Genomic DNA, 16,584 nt, shown 5'->3' on the forward strand with positions numbered 1-16,584 from the left:
TTTCGCGGTGTAGCTGTCCGAAGAGACAAAACAAGCAAGCGCCCGCCGGAAAATTCCCTTGATCACTTCGCTCCACCCCGACCGCCGGGCCATGCTCGCGCAGCTCGTCCGCTTCGGCGTGACCGGCGCGTTCGTCACCGCGCTGGGCATCGGCGTCTACGTGCTCGTGGTCCGGCTGCTCGACTGGCACCCGCAGGTCGGCAACGTGCTCGCTTACGTCACCGCCATGGCCACCGGCTATCTGATGCACAGCAAGTGGAGCTTTCGCGATCACGGCGGCGAGCGGACCCACGCGACCAAGGGCAAGTTCCTGCTCGTGTCGCTGATCAGCTATGCGCTCAACGCCTTTTGGGTCTGGCTGTTCTTCACCCGGCTGCAGATGGGCGACCTGGCGCCGATCGTGCCGATGCTGTTCGTCACGCCGCTGGTCACGTTCGTGCTCAACCGCCAATGGGTTTTCCGCTGATGGAACGCGTCGTCTACGACCGCATGGCGGAACTCGATGAGCGGCACTGGTGGTACGTCGCCCGCCGCGAGGTGCTGGCCGCGCTCATCGCCCGCACGGTCCGGCCGCCACGGGATGCCGCGATCCTGGAGGTCGGCTGCGGCACCGGGCACAACCTTGCCATGCTGGCGCGTTTCGGCACCGTCGACGGGATCGAGATTGACGCCGTCGCCCGCGCCCATGCCGAACGGCGGCTGGGCCGCGCGGTCGGTGCCGCGCCGCTGCCCGGCCTGCCCGGCATCGCCCGCGCCCACTACGACCTGGTCGCGGCGCTCGACGTGATCGAACATATCGACGACGACGCCGGCGCGCTGGCTGGCATTGCCGCCTGCCTGAAGCCGGGCGGAAAATTGCTGATGACGGTGCCCGCGCACCAGTGGATGTGGTCGGCGCACGACGATCTCAACCACCACAAAAGGCGCTATTCGAAGGCTGCGCTGCGCCGGCTGGTCGAAGCGTCGCCGCTACGGCTGGACGCGATCGGCTATTTCAACAGCATCCTGTTCCCACTGGCCGTCGCGGCGCGGCTTGCGGCCAAGGCGACCGGTCGCGGCGGCAAGGACGACGCCATGCCCCCGGCGCCGGTGAATTACGTCTTCGAACGCGTCTTCGCCGCCGAACGCCGGCTGGTCGGCGCGCTGCCGATGCCGCCCGGATTATCGCTGTTCGCGGTCGCCGCCGCGACCTGACCAAGCCCGCTGGAGCGGCGTTCCGCCCCGGCGATTTCCTGCACGATATATAGCGGCCGGCCCTTCGCCTCGTTGTACAGCCGGCCGATATATTCGCCCATCAGCGCCAGCACGAACATCTGCACCGCGCCCAGCACGACCACCACCAGCATCAGCGACGTCCAGCCCGGGATGCTGTGCCCGGCGATCCACGCATAAAGGATGTAAAGGACGATCAGCAGCGACCCGATCGACAGCGCCAGCCCGGCATGGCTGGCCAGCTTCAGCGGGGCGGAGGAAAAACCGGTCAGCGCGTCGAGCGCGAAGCGCAGCATCTTGCTCAGCGGATATTTGGTTTCCCCCGCCAGCCGCTCGTCGCGGTCATAGAGGAACGGCACCTGCCTGAACCCGATCCATGCGACCATCCCACGGATGAAGCGCGCCTGTTCCGGCATCGCCAGCAACACGTCCAGCGCGCGGCGGCTCATCAGGCGGAAGTCCCCGGCGTCGAGCGGGATGTCGACGTCGGTGGCGCGCGACAGCAAGCGGTAGAAACCGTGCGCGGTCGCCCGCTTGAACGCGGTCTCGCCCTTGCGGCTCTGGCGCACGCCATAGACCACGTCGGCCTCCTCGCGCTGCATCGCCTCCAGCATCGGGCCGAGCAATTCGGGCGGGTCCTGCAGGTCTGCGTCGATGATCAGCACGGTGTCGCCGATGCACAGGTCCAGCCCGGCGGTCAGCGCCAGCTGGTGCCCGTGATTGCGCGACAGGTTGACCGCGACCAGATGCGGGTCGCGGTCGGCCAGCGCGCGCATGATCGGCCAGGTCTTGTCGCGCGACCCGTCATTGACCAGCACGATTTCGTAATCGTCCGCGGCGACGCCGCGCGCGGCCGCCGTCAACCGCTCGTGCAGGACCGGCAGGCAGTCTTCCTCGTTGAAACAGGGCACGACGATCGAAAGCTTCATGGGTTCGCGGATCCTCCGTCCAGCCGATAGAGGATCGACCCCTTGCCGCGCCAGACCGGTTTCAGTCCGTCGACCAGTTTCGGGTCGTGCGCCGGCGCGTCAATCAGCCAGAGATAGTCGAAATCCTCGCGCGGCAGCGTCGCCAGCGACCGGTCGATCCCCATCCGCAGCCGATCGGGGCAGGCGTTGGGGCGGACGATCTGCGACGGGTCCGCGGCAAAGCGCCCGGCCTTTTCATATTGCAGCTTGAGCAGGTTCGCGCCTTCCACCGTCCACTGGTCGTTGGAATAACCGTCGCGCCGGACCACCACCATCGCGCCAAGGTGGCTGTTGCGCGGCAGGTCCCACAGCCCGGTGCACGGCATGCCGACCTGGCTGATGACCCGCGCGCCCATCGGGATATGGTCGAGCGCCTTGAGCTTGGCCTGCTGGTCGTCGCTGGCGATGGCCATGCTGGCGGTGGTCGAAGCGACGCGGATGACCAGGAAGGCAATGCCCAGAACCGCCAGCGCCGTTCCCAATCGCTGGCTGATCGCTCCGCGAAACCGCACCGCCAGTACCAGCACCGCGACCATGTAGGGGGCCAGCCGCATGTCGGCGTAGGCCGAGCCGAAGATGATCCGCGGCAAAAGGACGAAACCGACCGCCAGCACCAGTCCGGAAAAGGCGAGGTTGCGCGAAAAGGTCAGCCGCCGGTTGCGCAGCGATTCCGCCAGCACCAGCACGATCGCCGCCATCGATACCGTGTCATAGGTCTGCCAGCGGTCGCGCAGGGCCATCGTCAGCCACTGGAACTTGGCCTTGAAGTTGAACCAGTCGGCGGTGCCGCCGCCATGCGTTTCGCTGCGCCAAGCAAGCATGATGATCAGCGGCAGGGCCATGACGGCGCTGTGCCACGCGGCATTCCACGCCGAGCGTACCCAGCCGACGCCGCGATCGTGCTGGCGCACCGCCTCGGCCGAAAAGCACAGCAGGCCAAGCACGCCCCAGCCGTAGGTATGGGCGAAAAAGACGACCAGCGAGATGGGCACGAACAGCCATGAGCGCAGCCGCGTCTTGCCCAGCCGCCCGAGCCGCAGCCACAGGCCGAACGCAAGGAAGGCGAGCGCGATCGACAGCGCGTAATTGACGAAGCCGAACAGGAACGGGTGGCCAAGCGCGAAAGGCAGCGCGAAATAGGCCGTCGGCGGGATCCGCCCGTGCACTTCGCGCGCTACCCACAGGAAACCGGCGACGGTCATCGGCGGGATCGCGACGACCACCAGCTTGACCGCGTTCTCAAGGCCCAGCAGCGGCGCCAGCGGGACGATCAGCAGGTCGACGCCAAGGTTGCCGATCAGCGCCCAGTGGAAGTCGTAATATTGCCGCAGCCAGGCGGACTGGCCGAGGTCGAGCTGAACGCGATAACGGCCCATGTGGCCGAGCAGATCGACCAGCGGCGGGATCGGCGGATAGAGCAAGGGGACGGCGGACAGGAACACGGCGGCGGCGAGCAGCCAGGGGCTTTCCCACCACCCGTGCGGCCTGTCGGCCCCGGCGTCGACACGGCCGGCGATTGCCCCCTTGATCATCGTGCCGCTCTGCCCGTTCGCTTCGCCGCATTCAACATGGATACATGCAGCCGATGCTAGTGCCCGGGCAGGATAGTTCAGGAGAGTATCGATGAAGACTTTGTTTCTGGCCGGCGCCGCGGCGCTTGGCGCCGCCGCTTTCGCTCCCGTGCTCGCACAGGCTCCGACTCCGGCCCCCGCCCCGCAGGCATCCGACATGCACCACGGCATGCGCATGGGTCCGGTGACCCGCGCCGCGATGCTGGAAAAGGTGCAGTCGCACTTCGCCAAGCTTGATGCCGACCGCAACGGCGTCGTCACCGCCGCCGAAATGGACGCCATGCGCGCCCAGCATCAGGGCCGCATGGGCCAGCGCGGCGAAAAGCGGTTCGACCGCCTCGACGCCAATGACGACCAGGCGATCAGCAAGGCCGAATTCGACGCGGCCCACGCCAAGATGGGCGACCATCGCGGCAAGGGCATGCGGATGGGCGGCATGGGCGGCCGGATGATCATGCGCATGGCCGACGCCAACAAGGACGGCAACGTCAGCCTGCAGGAAGCGACCGCCGCCGCGGCGACGCATTTCGACCAGGCCGACGCCAACCGCGACGGCACGCTGACCCGCGAGGAAATGCGCGCCGCTCGCAAGGCGCACATGGGCAAGCGCGGCGCCTAAGCCGGCTGCTTGACCGACGAAGAGGCCCGGCGCCCGCGCGCCGGGCCTTTTTCTTTGCCCGCAGCGGCCTTGGCGCGAAGCGCCTGTTCCGCCTCGATCATGTAATCGCGGGTGATCGGCAACGCCCGCCGGTCGCGGATGAACTGCACCTGGTAATTGCAGCCGGCGCCGCTTTCGAACATCACGATCCCGCCGGCGAGATAAAATTCCCACATGCGGAAGAAGCGCTCGTCGTACATCTCGACGATCTTGGCGCGATTTTCGTGCACCCGGTCGAGCCAGTGGCGCAGCGTGTAGGCGTAGTGCAGGCGTAGCGTCTCGAGGTCGGCGACCATCATCTTCGACTTCTCGCTGGCGGTGAACATCTGGCTCAGCGACGGCACGTGATAGCCGGGGAAAATCCACTTGTCGGTGAACGGGTCGGCCTTCTTCGAAATGCCGAACTTGCCGATCGTGTGCAGCAGCATGACCCCGTCGCGCTTCAGCAGCCGGCGGCACGAGGCGAAGAACTCGTCGTAAAATTCCAGCCCGACATGTTCGAACATGCCGACCGACACGATGCGGTCGAATTCGCCTTCCAGCACGCGATAGTCGACCAGTTCGAACTTGACCCGGTCGGCGACGCCGGCGTCCGCCGCGCGCTGACGGGCGACCCGCAACTGGTCTTCGGACAGGGTGATGCCGAGCACTTCGACGTCGGCGACCTGGTTGAGATAGATCGCCATCCCGCCCCAGCCGCAGCCGATGTCGAGCACGCGAAGCCCCGGCTTAAGGTACAGCTTGGACGCGATATGCGCCTTCTTGTCGGCCTGCGCGTCCTCAAGCTCCTTGTCGGGCGAGGTGAAATAGGCACAGCTGTATTGCCGGTCGGCGTCCAGGAACAGGTCGTACAGGTCGTCGCCAAGGTCATAATGATGGGCAACGTTCTTGCGCGACGTCTTGGTATCGTTGCGCTGGAACAGGCGCAGCAGCGCGCGGCCCTTGCCGCGGTTGAGCATCGCCCGCGCCGGCCGCCCCTCTTCCCACGGATTGGACCCCATGATCATCTGGAGCAGCTCCAGGATGGTGCCGTTCTCGAGCACCAGCCGGCCGTCCATATAGGCCTCGCCGAACGCCAGCCGCGGGTTCTTGAGCACCTGCAGCGGCAGCTTGTTGTCGGTCAGCCGGATGGTCACTGCCGGGCCGTCGCCCGGGCCATGGGTTTCCGGCGCCTTGCCGGGCTGGATGACGGTGATGCTGCCGTGAGTCAGCAGCTTGTCGATCATTTGGCCGATTCCGGACATTCGGGCGGTCCCCGTTCGGTGATAGGTTCGGATTGAAGACTAACCGCGATGCGGCGAGCGCGTCCAGCGCCGTTACGCCGGGGCGCCGGCTTCCCGGTCGGGCTGGGCGCGCGATTTCTTTTCCGCGGCGGTCTTGAGCTGGCCGCAGGCGGCGTCGATGTCGCGGCCGCGCGGGGTCCGCACCGGCGCGGAAATGCCGGCTTCGAACACGATGTTGCTGAACGACCGAATGCGGTCCGGCTCGGAACATTCATATTCGGCGCCGGGCCACGGGTTGAACGGGATCAGGTTGACCTTGGCCGGAAGCTTGTACTGGCGGATCAGCCGGACCAGCTCGCGCGCGTCCGCGTTGCTGTCGTTCTTGTCCTTCAACATCACATATTCGAAGGTGATGCGCCGCGCGTTGTTGGCGCCGGGATAGTCGGCGCACGCCTGCAACAGCTGCTCGATCCCATACTTGCGGTTGAGCGGCACGATCTCGTCGCGCACTTCCTTGGTCACCGCGTGCAGCGAGACGGCCAGGTTGACGCCGATCTCCGCGCCGCACCGCTCCATCATCGGCACCACCCCGCTGGTCGACAAGGTGATGCGGCGTTTGGACAGACCGAGCCCGTCGCCGTCCATGACGATCTTCAGCGCGTCGCGGACGTTGTCGAAATTGTACAGCGGCTCGCCCATGCCCATCATGACGATATTGGTCAGCATCCGGCCCTCGGGCTGGCTCGGCCACTCGCCCAGCGCGTCGCGGGCAAGCATGACCTGGGCGACGATTTCCGATGGCTCCAGGTTGCGCACCAGCCGCATCGTTCCGGTGTGGCAGAAACGGCAGTTGAGCGTGCAACCCACCTGGCTCGACACGCACAGCGTGCCGCGGTCGGCGTCGGGGATGAACACCATCTCGAAATCGTTGCCGTCGTGGGTCCGCAACAACCACTTGCGGGTGCCGTCCGACGACACCTGCGCCTCGACCACCTCGGGGCGGGAAAGGGTGAACTTCTTCTCCAGCCACGGGCGCTGCGCCTTGGCGATGTCGGTCATCTGGGCAAAGCCGGTCGCGCCGCGATTGTAGATCCAGTGCCACAGCTGCTTGGACCGCAGCTTGGCCTGCTTCGGCTCCAGCCCCGCGGTCTCCAGCGCGGTGCGTAGCTGGTCCTTGGTCAGGCCGACCAGCTCGACCTTGCCGTCGGCGCGCGGCATCGGCGCGCGCGGCACGGTCACGGGATCGATGGCGCCCGCGATGGGCATCAAGGTGGTGTCGGCGCTCATGGCAGGGCGCCTATCTAGTTAGCGCGGCGCACTTTTGCCAGCGCAGGCCGCCGCCGCGGCGTCGATCGCGGTCGCGGCGCCGGCCAGGCTGTAGCGATCGACGATCCGCCGCCCGGTCGAATCGCGCGCCTCGACCCGCATCGACTGGCCGTAACGGACCGCGTTGAGCAGGGCGCGTTGCTGGTCCCCGCCGCGGCCCCACGCCCACTGGCCGCGCCCGGCGAGCAGGAACGGTTGCGACTCGATGGTGGCAATGACGCTGGCGCCGGCCCGCGCCGGCCGGGCGAGATGGACGTAGAAGCGCCCCGTCGCGCCGCCGCCAAAGGCGAAGCCGGCGAACGGCCGCGTGCCGGTGCGCGCCCACAGCGCTCCCGAGCGCGCTTCGCAGCGGGCGCCGAAGTCGATTCCCGCCCATTTGCCGCCGGCGAATAGGACACGGCCCGGCGCGGCCTGGACCGCGGCCGCGGGCAGCAGCGCAAACGCACCGAAACCAATGAATAACCATCCAAACTTGAGCAACATCGCCGCTTGTGCCATCTCTTCGCCCGCTCGGTTGACCTTCGCCTGGAGGCAGGCCTGTGTCCCGAGTAGTTGCCCGGCATAGCGGTTCGCGCGGTTCTGGCGAATGACTTTCGCCCAGATCCTGACCCAGTTCGCGGCGGAACTGGCGCTGTTCAGCGCGGTCGGTTTCTTGCTGTTCGCGGTCAACGATCTGGCCGTCGACCTGCTGTATTTCGCGCGGCGGCTGTGGCGCTCGGCGACCGTCTACCGCCGTTACCCCAAGGCCTTTGCGCAGACCCTCGTCGGCCGCGCCGACACGCAGCAGTTCATCGCCGTCTTCGTGCCCGCGTGGGACGAATCGGCGGTCATCGCCGCCATGCTGCGCGCCACCCTGCAACGGCTGGACTATGGCAATTACCGCATCTTCGTCGGCCTGTACCGCAACGATCCGGCGACCGCCGCCGCCGTCGCCAGCATCGCCGACCCGCGGGTCGAGCCGGTGCCGGTCGAAGTCGACGGCCCGACCACCAAGGCGGATTGCCTCAACCACCTGTACGACGCGCTGATCGCCTTCGAACTGCGCGAAAACCTGTCGGCGGCGGCGGTCGTGCTGCACGATGCAGAAGACGTCGTCCATCCGCTCGAACTGGGCGTGTTCAACGCGCTGATCGACCGGGCGGCGGTGATCCAGCTGCCTGTGCAGCCGCTGATCGACCCGCAATCGCGCTGGATCGCCGGCCATTATTGCGACGAATTCGCCGAGGCACACGCCAAGGAACTGGTGGTGCGCGAAGCGATCGGCGCGTCGGTGCCGCTGGCCGGGGTCGGCTGCGCCATCGCCCGCACCCCGCTGGCCCGGCTCGCCGCGCTGCACGACGGCCATCCGTTCGGCGGCGGGACGCTGACCGAGGATTATGAAATGGGCCTGCGGCTTGGCGAGCTTGGGCTGAAGACGATCTTCGTGCGCATGCCCGCCGTTCCCGGCAGCCGCGGCGTCGTCGCCAGCCGCGGCAATTTCCCCGCCACTTTCGGCGAGGCGGTGCGGCAAAAGGCGCGCTGGCTGGGCGGGATCGCGCTGGCCGGGTGGGACCGGCTGGGCTGGAGCGGCGGGATCGGCGAACGGTGGATGCGGATGCGCGACCGGCGCGGGCCGATTGCCGCCTTGCTGCTGCTCAGCGGCTATTCGGCGGCGTTCCTGTGGAGCCAGCTGTGGCTGGCCGAGGCGCTTGGCGCTCCCGTTCATGTCGAAATCGACCCCGTCCTCTCGACCCTGCTGTGGATCAACCTGTGGCTGCTGATCTGGCGCATCGCGATGCGGATGATCTTCACCGCGTCGGTCTATGGCTGGCGCGAAGGCCTGCGCTCGGTGCCGCGGCTGGTCGTCGGCAACCTCGTCGCCATCGCCGCCGCGGCCCGCGCTCTGATGCAATATTCCGCCCGCCGCGCTCCGTCCTGGGACAAGACCCGCCACACCTTTCCCGCGCGCCTGCCCGGAGAAGCGTCGGCATGAGCGCGCCGCTGCGCTTCCTTTTCCTGCTCGCCGCGGGATGGACCGGGGTGCGGATGGTCAGCGCCGGCGTCGTGCCCGGCTTTACCGCCGGCGATGTCGAGCCGGCCTCGGCGCGCTCGACGCTGGCGGCGATCGAGCCGACCCAGTTTGCGCCGCTGCCGCCAGTCGAAAGCCCCGCGCCTTATTCCGCCGCTTACGCCGATGGGCCGGCCTATCCGCCGCAATGGCGCGCCGCTTACCCGCCCCCGCTGCCTTATCATTACGCGGCCTATCCCGCGGCTTCTGTGTCCCCGCCGATCCCGCCGCGCCGTCCGTGGAGCCTGCCGCCGCAAGGCACGCCCGCCGCCGACCCGGTCTTCTTCTAGCCGATCGAGCCGATCGAGCAGTGGGACGTCGCCACGCTCGCCGCCTTGCCCGCCCGCCGCAGCATGCCGGCCCCGACGGCGGCCGCGCTGCCGGCCGGCCCCCGCCCGCTCGACCGGCTCCAGCTGTCCAGCTGGGCGGTGCTGCGCGGCGCCTCGTCGCCCGGCGCGCTCGCCACCGGCGGCACGCTGGGCGGAAGCCAGGGCGGCGCCCGCCTGCTCTATAATTTCGACCGCCGCCTGGCCGCGTCGGTACGCACGACCAGCCCGCTTGGCGGGTCGAGCGGCGCGGAAATCGCCGCTGGCTTGCGGGTCACCCCGATCCCGTCCCTCCCCATCGCCTTCACGGCCGAGCGCCGCCAGTCGATCAGTCCCCACGGCGGCGGGCGCTCGGCCTTTGCATTGTTCGCGGAGGCTGGGTTGTACCGGCAGCCGATGCCGTGGCGCTTCCAGATGGATTTCTACGCGCAGGCCGGGGTCGTCGGGTTGCGCAGCCGCGACTATTTCGCGGACGGCGCGCTGACCCTGACCCGGCCGGTGTTCGGGCGCGTGTCCGCCGGCCTTGGCGTATGGGGCGGGCGCAAACCGGCCTGTACCGGGTCGACGCCGGGCCGCGCGTTTCCTTCCGCATCCGCGACAACATCCATGCCAATGCCGACTGGCGCCAACGCGTCGCCGGAAGCGCGCAGCCCGGCTCCGGCCCGGCCCTGACGCTCGCCGCCGACTTTTAGGCGCCGGCGGCGTTGGACAGTGGCCGCTTTGCGGCTACTCGTCGGGGCGGCAGATGGATATCTACCTTCCCATCGCGGGCCAGTCGGTCAATGCGCTGCTGATCGTCGCGCTCGGCGGTCTGGTCGGAATCCTGTCCGGCATGTTCGGCGTCGGCGGCGGCTTCCTCACCACGCCGCTGCTCATCTTCTACGGCATCCCCCCGTCGGTCGCGGTCGCCTCCGCGGCGACGCAGATCACCGGGGCCAGCGTCGCCGGCGTTTCGGTCCACCTCCGGCGCGGAGGCGCGGACCTGAAGATGGCGGCGGTGATGAGCGCGGGTGGACTGATCGGCTCGGTGTTCGGCGCCTTCATCTTCCGGATGCTCCAGGCAAGCGGCCAGATCGACCTCGTCATCGGCCTGCTCTACGTCATCCTGCTCGGCTGGATCGGCGGGCTGATGCTGCGCGACGCGCTGGTCGCATTGGGCCGCATTTCGCGTCCACCGGACAATCCGGACGCGGCCAATTACACGCGCTGGCTGGCCGCCCTGCCGATGCGCTGGAAGTTCGACGGCTCGGGCCTCTACATCTCCCCGCTCGCTCCCCTGGCGCTGGGCTTCGGCACGGGCATCCTGACCATGTTGCTGGGCGTCGGCGGCGGCTTCATCCTTGTCCCCGCGATGATCTACTTGCTGGGCATGCCGGCCCGCGTGATCATCGGCACTTCGCTGGCGATGATGCTGGCGGTCAGCGCCGGGACGACCTTCGTCCACTCGGTCACCACCCATGCGGTGGACATCGTACTTGCCGCGCTGCTGCTGCTCGGCGGGGTGATCGGCGCGCAATATGGCGCCGTCCTCGCCACCCGCATCAAGCCCGACCTGCTGCGCCTCGCACTGTCGGTGGTGATCCTGCTCGTCGCTCTGCGCATGTTCCTCGGCCTCTTCTGGCAGCCTGAGGAAATCTATTCGATCGCGTATTTATGAAGCGCCGGCTTGCCCCCCTGCTCGCGCTCGCGGCGCTGGCCCTGTCGGCCCAGTCCAAACCGGTGCTGGTGCCCGACGTGTCGGCCCGCAACATCGAGATCCGGTACAGCTTTTCCGGCGCGCAACTGCTGCTGTTCGGCGCCATCGTCTATCCCAGCGGCCGCATTCCCAAGGTCACGCCCGACATCGTTGTCGTGCTCAAAGGACCCGCCGAACCGATCGTCATCCGCGAAAAGCAGCGCATCGCGGGCATCTGGATGAACGCGGCATCGAACCGCTTCCGCTCCGCCCCGTCCTTTTACGCGGTCGCCTCCTCCCGGCCGATCGAGCAGCTGGTCGATGAACGCACGGCGGCGATCTACGAACTGGGCATCCAGGACCTGCAGCTGTCGCCCGGCACCGCCGCCTTGCCGGAAGACGCCCGCCGCTTCGAAGCCGGGCTGATCGAACTGCGCCGCCGCGAAGGGCTCTATGCGCAAAATCCGCGCGGCGTCGAAATCACCGGCGGCGTGCTGTACCGCGCCGCCATCTCCATCCCCAGCCAGGTGCCGGTCGGCACCTACACCGCCGAAACTTTTCTGGTCGACGACGGCCGGGTGGTCGCCGCGGCCACCCGCGACATCGAGATCGGCAAAAGCGGGTTCGAACGGTTCGTCGCGCTGGCCGCCCGCCGCCATTCGATCCTCTACGGCCTGTTCACCGTGCTCTTGTCGCTGGGGCTGGGCTGGGGCGCCGCGGCCGTCTTCCGCCGTCGCTTCTAAGGGCGCGCAATCTAAGCCAAATGTTAACCGAAGTTGCGTACCCGGCTTCCTGAAACGCAAATTTATTTCAGGAGCCCCGGCGCACCATGAACGACCAGCCAAACCTTCGGCAGTTCATCGATGAAGTGAGCAGCTTCGACGAGGAGGCCAAGCCGGCGCCCTCGGCAAAAGTCGCCCCGGCGCTCGAAACGCTTGGCGAGGTGATCGAAATCGCCGGGTCGGGTTCGCGCATCCGCATGAACGCGGCCAAGCTGATGGGCCTGCAGGCGCACGCCGACCCGTCGGTGGCGATGTCCGGCCAGGTCGGCAGCCAGGTCAAGATGACCGTCGGCAAGGCGTGGCTGATCGCCAACGTCCGCACGCTCGCGTCCTGCGGCGACGGCGAAGTAGTGGCGCAGGTCGACTTCCTCGGCGAAGGCGATTGCGACAGCGCCGGCCATGTCAGCCGCTTCCGCCGCGGCGTCACCCGCTACCCGGTGCCGGGCGCGCCGGTCTATCCGGTCACCACCGACGACTTGCGCTCGGTGTTCGCGGCCGACGACAATGCCCATGTCGAAATCGGCACCGTTTACCCGACCGACGACATCCGCGGCGCGCTTTACGTCGACCCGATGCTGTCGAAGCATTTCGCGATCCTGGGATCGACCGGTACCGGCAAGTCGACCTCCGTCGCCTTGATCCTGCACCGCATCTCGCAGCTGTCGCCGGAAGGCCACATCCTGATGATCGACCCGCACGGTGAATATTCCGCCGCGTTCAAGAATTGCGGCGAGATCTTCAACGTCGACAACCTGCAGCTGCCCTACTGGCTGATGAACTTCGAAGAACATTGCGAAGTGCTGCTGACGACTCACGGGCATGAGCGGCAGCGCGACGCCGACATCCTTGCCAAGTGCATCCTCGCCGCCCGGATCAAGGGCAAGGACATGAGCCAGTACGGCAAGGTGACGGTGGATTCGCCGATCCCCTACCTGCTGACCGACCTCAGCGGCATCATCACCAACGAAATGGGCAAGCTCGACCGCGCCGGCGACACACTGCCGTTCCAGCGGCTGAAGACCAAGCTCGACGAACTGAAGGCCGACCCGCGCTACACCTTCATGTTCTCCGGCATGCTGGTCAGCGATTCCATGCCCACCTTCATTTCCCGCCTGTTCCGCCTGCCCGCCAACGGCCGCCCGATCTCGATCGTCGACGTGTCCGGCGTGCCGTCCGAAATCACCTCCGTCGTGGTGTCCGTGCTCGCCCGGATGGTGTTCGATTACGCCATCTGGTCGCGCACCGAGGCGCAGCGCCCGCTGCTGCTCGTCTGCGAGGAAGCCCACCGCTACGTGCCCAAGAGCGAGACCGCCGAGGGCGGCCAGGCGGTGCGCAAGATCCTCGAGCGGATCGCCAAGGAGGGCCGTAAATACGGCGTCTCGCTCGGCCTGATCACGCAGCGCCCGTCCGACTTGGCTGAAGGCGTGCTGTCGCAGTGCGGCACGATCATCTCGATGCGTTTGAACAACGACCGCGACCAGGCCTGCGTGCGCGCCGCCATGCCCGAAGGCGCGCGCGGCTTCCTCGACGCCATCCCCGCGCTGCGCAACCGCGAATGCATCGTCTGCGGCGAAGGCGTGTCGATCCCGATCCGGGTGCGCTTCGACGACCTCGAGCCCGAAAAGCGTCCCGCCTCCTCCGACCCCAGCTTCGCCGCCATGTGGCGCGAAACCGGCGGCGAGGAAGGCATTATCCAGCGGACCATCAAGCGCTGGCGCGGGCACGGCAGGTAGCGCCGAACGACGCGACGGCCGGGCTGGCCCGCGGCTCAAGCCGCGCCGGCCCGCGCCGGCGGTTGGCATCGCCGGCCCCCTTCGCTAACCGGCTCCTGCCATCGCAAGGAGACCCGCATTGACTACCGCACGGCCGCACCCCCTCTACGCCTTCGTCCTCGGCGTGGCGCGGTCCGGGACCACCGCGATGGTCCAGCTGCTCAACACCCATTCCGCCATCTGCATGGGGGTCGAACGCTACAAGCGGCTGTATCCCAAGCTGCAGGCCTTCCCGCCCGAGCTGCTGGAGAAGGAGCGCTTCTTCGAATTCCGGCCGGAAGACACCAATCTCGGGCCGGGAACGGGCATCTGGGACAAGAATTGCGCCCCGCTGGAAGAAAAATGGGATTCGGCCAGCATCTTCGGCGACAAGGAAATGGCCGGCGCTCTGCCGTTCGTCGCGCGCGACATCCCGGACGCCCGCATCGTCTTCATGCTGCGCGACATCGGGCCGGTGGCGTCGTCGTGGAACGTGCGCGCCGCCAAGGAAACCGACAGCTGGGCGGAAGAAAACGACTATCGCGTCGCGGTCGACCATTGGAACGAGGCCAACCGGCTGGCGCTGGACTATGCCGACACGCTCGGGGAGCGCATGCTCCTGATCGACTACGAAACCTTCTTTTCCGGCGCCGAGGGCTATGTCGACGTGCTGCTCGGCTTCCTCGGCCTGCGCCACGAGCGCCGCTTCGACCGGACCTACGGAGCGCGCGTCGCCCGCTATTGCGACATCATCTCGCAAAAGCCGTCGTTGGTGCTTGAAGGCCAGGAGGAATATCTGGCGCAAAAGGCCGACCGCGCGGCCTACGAACGCCTGCTCGGCATGGCTCGCGACCAGCGGCAGGCGCTCGTAAGCGCCTGACCGCCGGCCGCTTGCCCGTCAGCTTTCGGACCGGGCCGAAGACCGCCTGCGCGCCCAGATGTTGAGCGCCTCGACCGTGGCCGAAAAGGCCATTGCCGAGTAGATATAGCCCTTGGGCACGTGCACGCCGAAACCGTCGGCGATCAGCACCCCGCCGATCATCAGCAGGAAGCCCAGCGCCAGCATGACGACGGTCGGGTTGCGGCCGATGAACTCGGCCAGCGGATCGGCCGCCACCAGCATGACGATGACGGTGAAGACCACCGCGATCACCATCACCGGCAAATGGTCCGTCATGCCCACCGCGGTAAGGATCGAATCGACCGAGAAGATCGCGTCGAGCAGCAGGATCTGGACGATCGCCGACCCGAAGGTGAGCGCCGCCTTGCCGGTGTCGAACACGTCGTCGGACGGGTGCGGATCGACGTTGTGGTGGATTTCCTTGGTCGCCTTCCACACCAGGAACAGGCCGCCCGCGATGAGGATCAGGTCGCGCCACGAAAACTGGGTTTCGAACGTCGGTTCGCCATGCATTCCGGGTGCGCCCTGGATGCCCAGGTCGAACACCGGCGCCGTCAGCCCGACCAGCCAGGCGATCATCGACAGCAATACCAGCCGCATCGCCAGGGCTAGGCCGATTCCGACCCGCCGCGCCTTCTGCCGCTGTTCCGGCGGCAGCTTGTTCGACAGGATCGAAATGAACACCAGATTGTCGATGCCAAGGACGACTTCCATCACGATGAGGGCGGTCAACGCCGCCCACACCCCCGGTTCGGAGAACAGGGTAATCAAGCTTTCCATGCGTCACTCCTCGCCGCCGCAGGCGGTGCTGCGGCTGTTCTCGCCTAGTCGAACAGTTCTTCGAGGAAGGACTTGCGCCGCTTGTGCGGCTTGTACCCGCGGCCGTAATCGCCGTGATAGGCTTGCGGCGGCGGCTGATGGTGCTGCTGCTGCTGCTGCGGGGGCGGCGCGGGCTGCGCCTGCTCGGCATTGCGGGCAATGATCTTGTCGAGCTCGCCGCGGTCCAGCCACACGCCGCGGCACGACGGGCAATAATCGATTTCGACGCCCTGCCGCTCCGACATGACGAGCGGGGTCTGGTCGACCGGGCAAAGATAGGAATGAGTCATCGGTCTCGTGCTCCGTTGGTTGATCACCAATCGAGCGCCGCGCCGGCTTCATCGTGGATTTCGGGATTTGCATACCCGAACCAGCACCGAGCGCACTCGATGCGGTCCGACATCACGGCAAGTCTGCCGTCAGAGGGGCCCGGTCCCGCGACGCCCAATCTATGCGACCCGGCGCGATGATCAAGGCTTGCAGCCCATTTTGTCGCGGCGCGCGGTCGCTTCGCGGCGTGGCGCGGCCGCTGACGCGCCGACGGCATGGCGATAGCTGCGCAACGACCTATCGACGTACCGGAAAAACGCGGAAGCGCGGCTGGCTTGCCGCCCAAGCGACCTAAGCCGCCGGATCGACACGCCAACGTCACGCGATTCACGCGCGTGTCGGCATGACCATCACCGTCCGCTAGCGACCCATTGCTGCCATTCACTTGATTGCAGTCAGGCGGCCCCGAATGTGTTCCAGGGACAGGTAGGCCGGAAAAGCGCAATCGTCCCCTTCCAGCTGCCCGACGATTTCCAAGGCGAGCGCTGCGGCGTCAGCTACGTCGTGGCCGCGCTCGCTGCCGATTAGGGCATGGGCGATCAAGGCAGTTAGCGGTTGGTCGCTGATGGTCAGCGCTCGCTCGCACTTCAGCCGTTCCCAGACGATGTCGTACATGTCGTGGCGTTCCGTCAATGCCACCAATAGCGCCTGGTCGAGGTGGGCGGCGGTCCGATGCATTGGTTCTCGCCTTTCGGCCTCAATCGCCCCTTCCAATGCGGTTATGGCTCCGTCGAACTCACCTTGCGCTGCAAGTGCAGTCCCGAGATAAAGTCCGGCGCGAGCTGTTTGATATGGGTCGTTCAGCGAAAGGACGCGACGGCATAGGTTTGCCGCAACCTCAGGATGCGTCGCAAGCAAGGTATAGGCCTGGATATTAAGGTACTCAGCCTTCTGGCGGGCTCGTCCGAGCCGAGCCTCAAAGGCGATCTCGATGTCATCATCCCAGTTCGTGTTACGGAACCATTCGACCATTTTTGCTCGTCCCCTGCATGCCG

18 protein-coding genes are annotated in these 16,584 nt (G+C 67.1%); 10 read left to right on the top strand and 8 right to left on the bottom strand.

Annotated features, from left to right (window positions below; all coding sequences use genetic code 11):
• The first annotated feature begins 58 nt into the window (after positions 1–58).
• Positions 59–466 carry a GtrA family protein gene (locus H8M03_RS06865; protein ID WP_187478744.1) on the top strand — a complete coding sequence of 136 codons (408 nt, stop codon included), beginning with the start codon at positions 59–61 and terminating at the stop codon, positions 464–466.
• A complete protein-coding gene (locus tag H8M03_RS06870) occupies positions 466–1,194 on the top strand; it encodes a class I SAM-dependent methyltransferase (protein ID WP_187480980.1) in 729 nt (242 codons plus the stop codon). Before H8M03_RS06865 ends, H8M03_RS06870 begins: the two co-directional genes overlap by 1 nt.
• Here H8M03_RS06870 and H8M03_RS06875 read toward each other — a convergent pair.
• Both H8M03_RS06875 and H8M03_RS06880 read right to left on the bottom strand, forming a co-directional pair.
• A complete protein-coding gene (locus tag H8M03_RS06875; protein ID WP_187478745.1) occupies positions 1,095–2,141 on the bottom strand; it encodes a glycosyltransferase family 2 protein in 1,047 nt (348 codons plus the stop codon). The two genes, H8M03_RS06870 and H8M03_RS06875, sit on opposite strands and share 100 nt — an antisense overlap.
• Complete coding sequence (locus H8M03_RS06880) at positions 2,138–3,712, bottom strand: hypothetical protein (protein ID WP_187478746.1); 1,575 nt, start codon at positions 3,710–3,712, stop codon at positions 2,138–2,140. Before H8M03_RS06880 ends, H8M03_RS06875 begins: the two co-directional genes overlap by 4 nt.
• Before the next feature lie 91 nt (positions 3,713–3,803).
• Between H8M03_RS06880 and H8M03_RS06885 the strand changes: the two genes are divergently transcribed.
• Positions 3,804–4,370, top strand: a complete 567-nt coding sequence (locus H8M03_RS06885) for an EF-hand domain-containing protein (RefSeq protein ID WP_187478747.1) — start codon at positions 3,804–3,806, stop codon at positions 4,368–4,370.
• Here H8M03_RS06885 and H8M03_RS06890 read toward each other — a convergent pair.
• The 3 genes from H8M03_RS06890 to H8M03_RS06900 form a co-directional block, all read right to left on the bottom strand.
• Positions 4,367–5,653, bottom strand: a complete 1,287-nt coding sequence (locus H8M03_RS06890) for an SAM-dependent methyltransferase (RefSeq protein ID WP_187478748.1) — start codon at positions 5,651–5,653, stop codon at positions 4,367–4,369. The two genes, H8M03_RS06885 and H8M03_RS06890, sit on opposite strands and share 4 nt — an antisense overlap.
• Before the next feature lie 72 nt (positions 5,654–5,725).
• A complete protein-coding gene (gene rlmN / locus H8M03_RS06895; RefSeq protein ID WP_246448773.1) occupies positions 5,726–6,919 on the bottom strand; it encodes a dual-specificity RNA methyltransferase RlmN in 1,194 nt (397 codons plus the stop codon).
• A gap of 18 nt (positions 6,920–6,937) precedes the next feature.
• Positions 6,938–7,441: a hypothetical protein gene (locus H8M03_RS06900; RefSeq protein ID WP_187478749.1), complete on the bottom strand. Its 504-nt coding sequence runs from the start codon at positions 7,439–7,441 to the stop codon at positions 6,938–6,940.
• Positions 7,442–7,544: 103 nt separating this feature from the next.
• Between H8M03_RS06900 and H8M03_RS06905 the strand changes: the two genes are divergently transcribed.
• The 7 genes from H8M03_RS06905 to H8M03_RS06935 all read left to right on the top strand — a co-directional run bounded on the left by H8M03_RS06905 (position 7,545) and on the right by H8M03_RS06935 (position 14,419).
• The gene (locus tag H8M03_RS06905) at positions 7,545–8,930 is read left to right on the top strand and encodes a glycosyl transferase family protein (RefSeq protein ID WP_187478750.1); all 1,386 of its coding nucleotides are present in this window, start codon (positions 7,545–7,547) and stop codon (positions 8,928–8,930) included.
• Positions 8,927–9,295, top strand: a complete 369-nt coding sequence (locus H8M03_RS06910; RefSeq protein WP_187478751.1) for a hypothetical protein — start codon at positions 8,927–8,929, stop codon at positions 9,293–9,295. Before H8M03_RS06905 ends, H8M03_RS06910 begins: the two co-directional genes overlap by 4 nt.
• 63 nt (positions 9,296–9,358) lie before the next feature.
• Positions 9,359–10,003: a hypothetical protein gene (locus H8M03_RS06915; RefSeq protein ID WP_187478752.1), complete on the top strand. Its 645-nt coding sequence runs from the start codon at positions 9,359–9,361 to the stop codon at positions 10,001–10,003.
• 73 nt (positions 10,004–10,076) lie between these two features.
• Positions 10,077–10,988 (top strand): sulfite exporter TauE/SafE family protein, encoded by a 912-nt coding sequence (locus H8M03_RS06920; RefSeq protein ID WP_187478753.1) that lies wholly within the window; start codon positions 10,077–10,079, stop codon positions 10,986–10,988.
• Entirely contained in the window at positions 10,985–11,749 is a 765-nt protein-coding gene (locus tag H8M03_RS06925; protein ID WP_187478754.1) for a TIGR02186 family protein, read from the top strand. The genes H8M03_RS06920 and H8M03_RS06925 overlap by 4 nt, the downstream gene beginning before the upstream one ends.
• 86 nt (positions 11,750–11,835) lie before the next feature.
• Positions 11,836–13,521 carry an ATP-binding protein gene (locus tag H8M03_RS06930; protein WP_187478755.1) on the top strand — a complete coding sequence of 562 codons (1,686 nt, stop codon included), beginning with the start codon at positions 11,836–11,838 and terminating at the stop codon, positions 13,519–13,521.
• Between the two features lie 118 nt (positions 13,522–13,639).
• Entirely contained in the window at positions 13,640–14,419 is a 780-nt protein-coding gene (locus H8M03_RS06935; RefSeq protein ID WP_187478756.1) for a sulfotransferase family protein, read from the top strand.
• An 18-nt stretch (positions 14,420–14,437) separates the two neighbouring features.
• Here the strand turns inward: H8M03_RS06935 and H8M03_RS06940 are convergent, their stop codons facing one another.
• From H8M03_RS06940 to H8M03_RS06950, 3 genes are all read right to left on the bottom strand, one after another.
• Entirely contained in the window at positions 14,438–15,220 is a 783-nt protein-coding gene (locus tag H8M03_RS06940) for a TerC family protein (RefSeq protein WP_187478757.1), read from the bottom strand.
• Between the two features lie 44 nt (positions 15,221–15,264).
• Positions 15,265–15,549: a TFIIB-type zinc ribbon-containing protein gene (locus tag H8M03_RS06945; RefSeq protein WP_187478758.1), complete on the bottom strand. Its 285-nt coding sequence runs from the start codon at positions 15,547–15,549 to the stop codon at positions 15,265–15,267.
• A gap of 421 nt (positions 15,550–15,970) precedes the next feature.
• On the bottom strand, positions 15,971–16,561 hold the full coding sequence (locus H8M03_RS06950; protein ID WP_187478759.1) for a hypothetical protein: 591 nt from the start codon (positions 16,559–16,561) through the stop codon (positions 15,971–15,973).
• Positions 16,562–16,584 lie beyond the last annotated feature (23 nt).

This window comes from Sphingomonas sabuli, from assembly GCF_014352855.1.
GTDB classification, from domain to species: Bacteria; Pseudomonadota; Alphaproteobacteria; order Sphingomonadales; family Sphingomonadaceae; genus Sphingomicrobium; species Sphingomicrobium sabuli.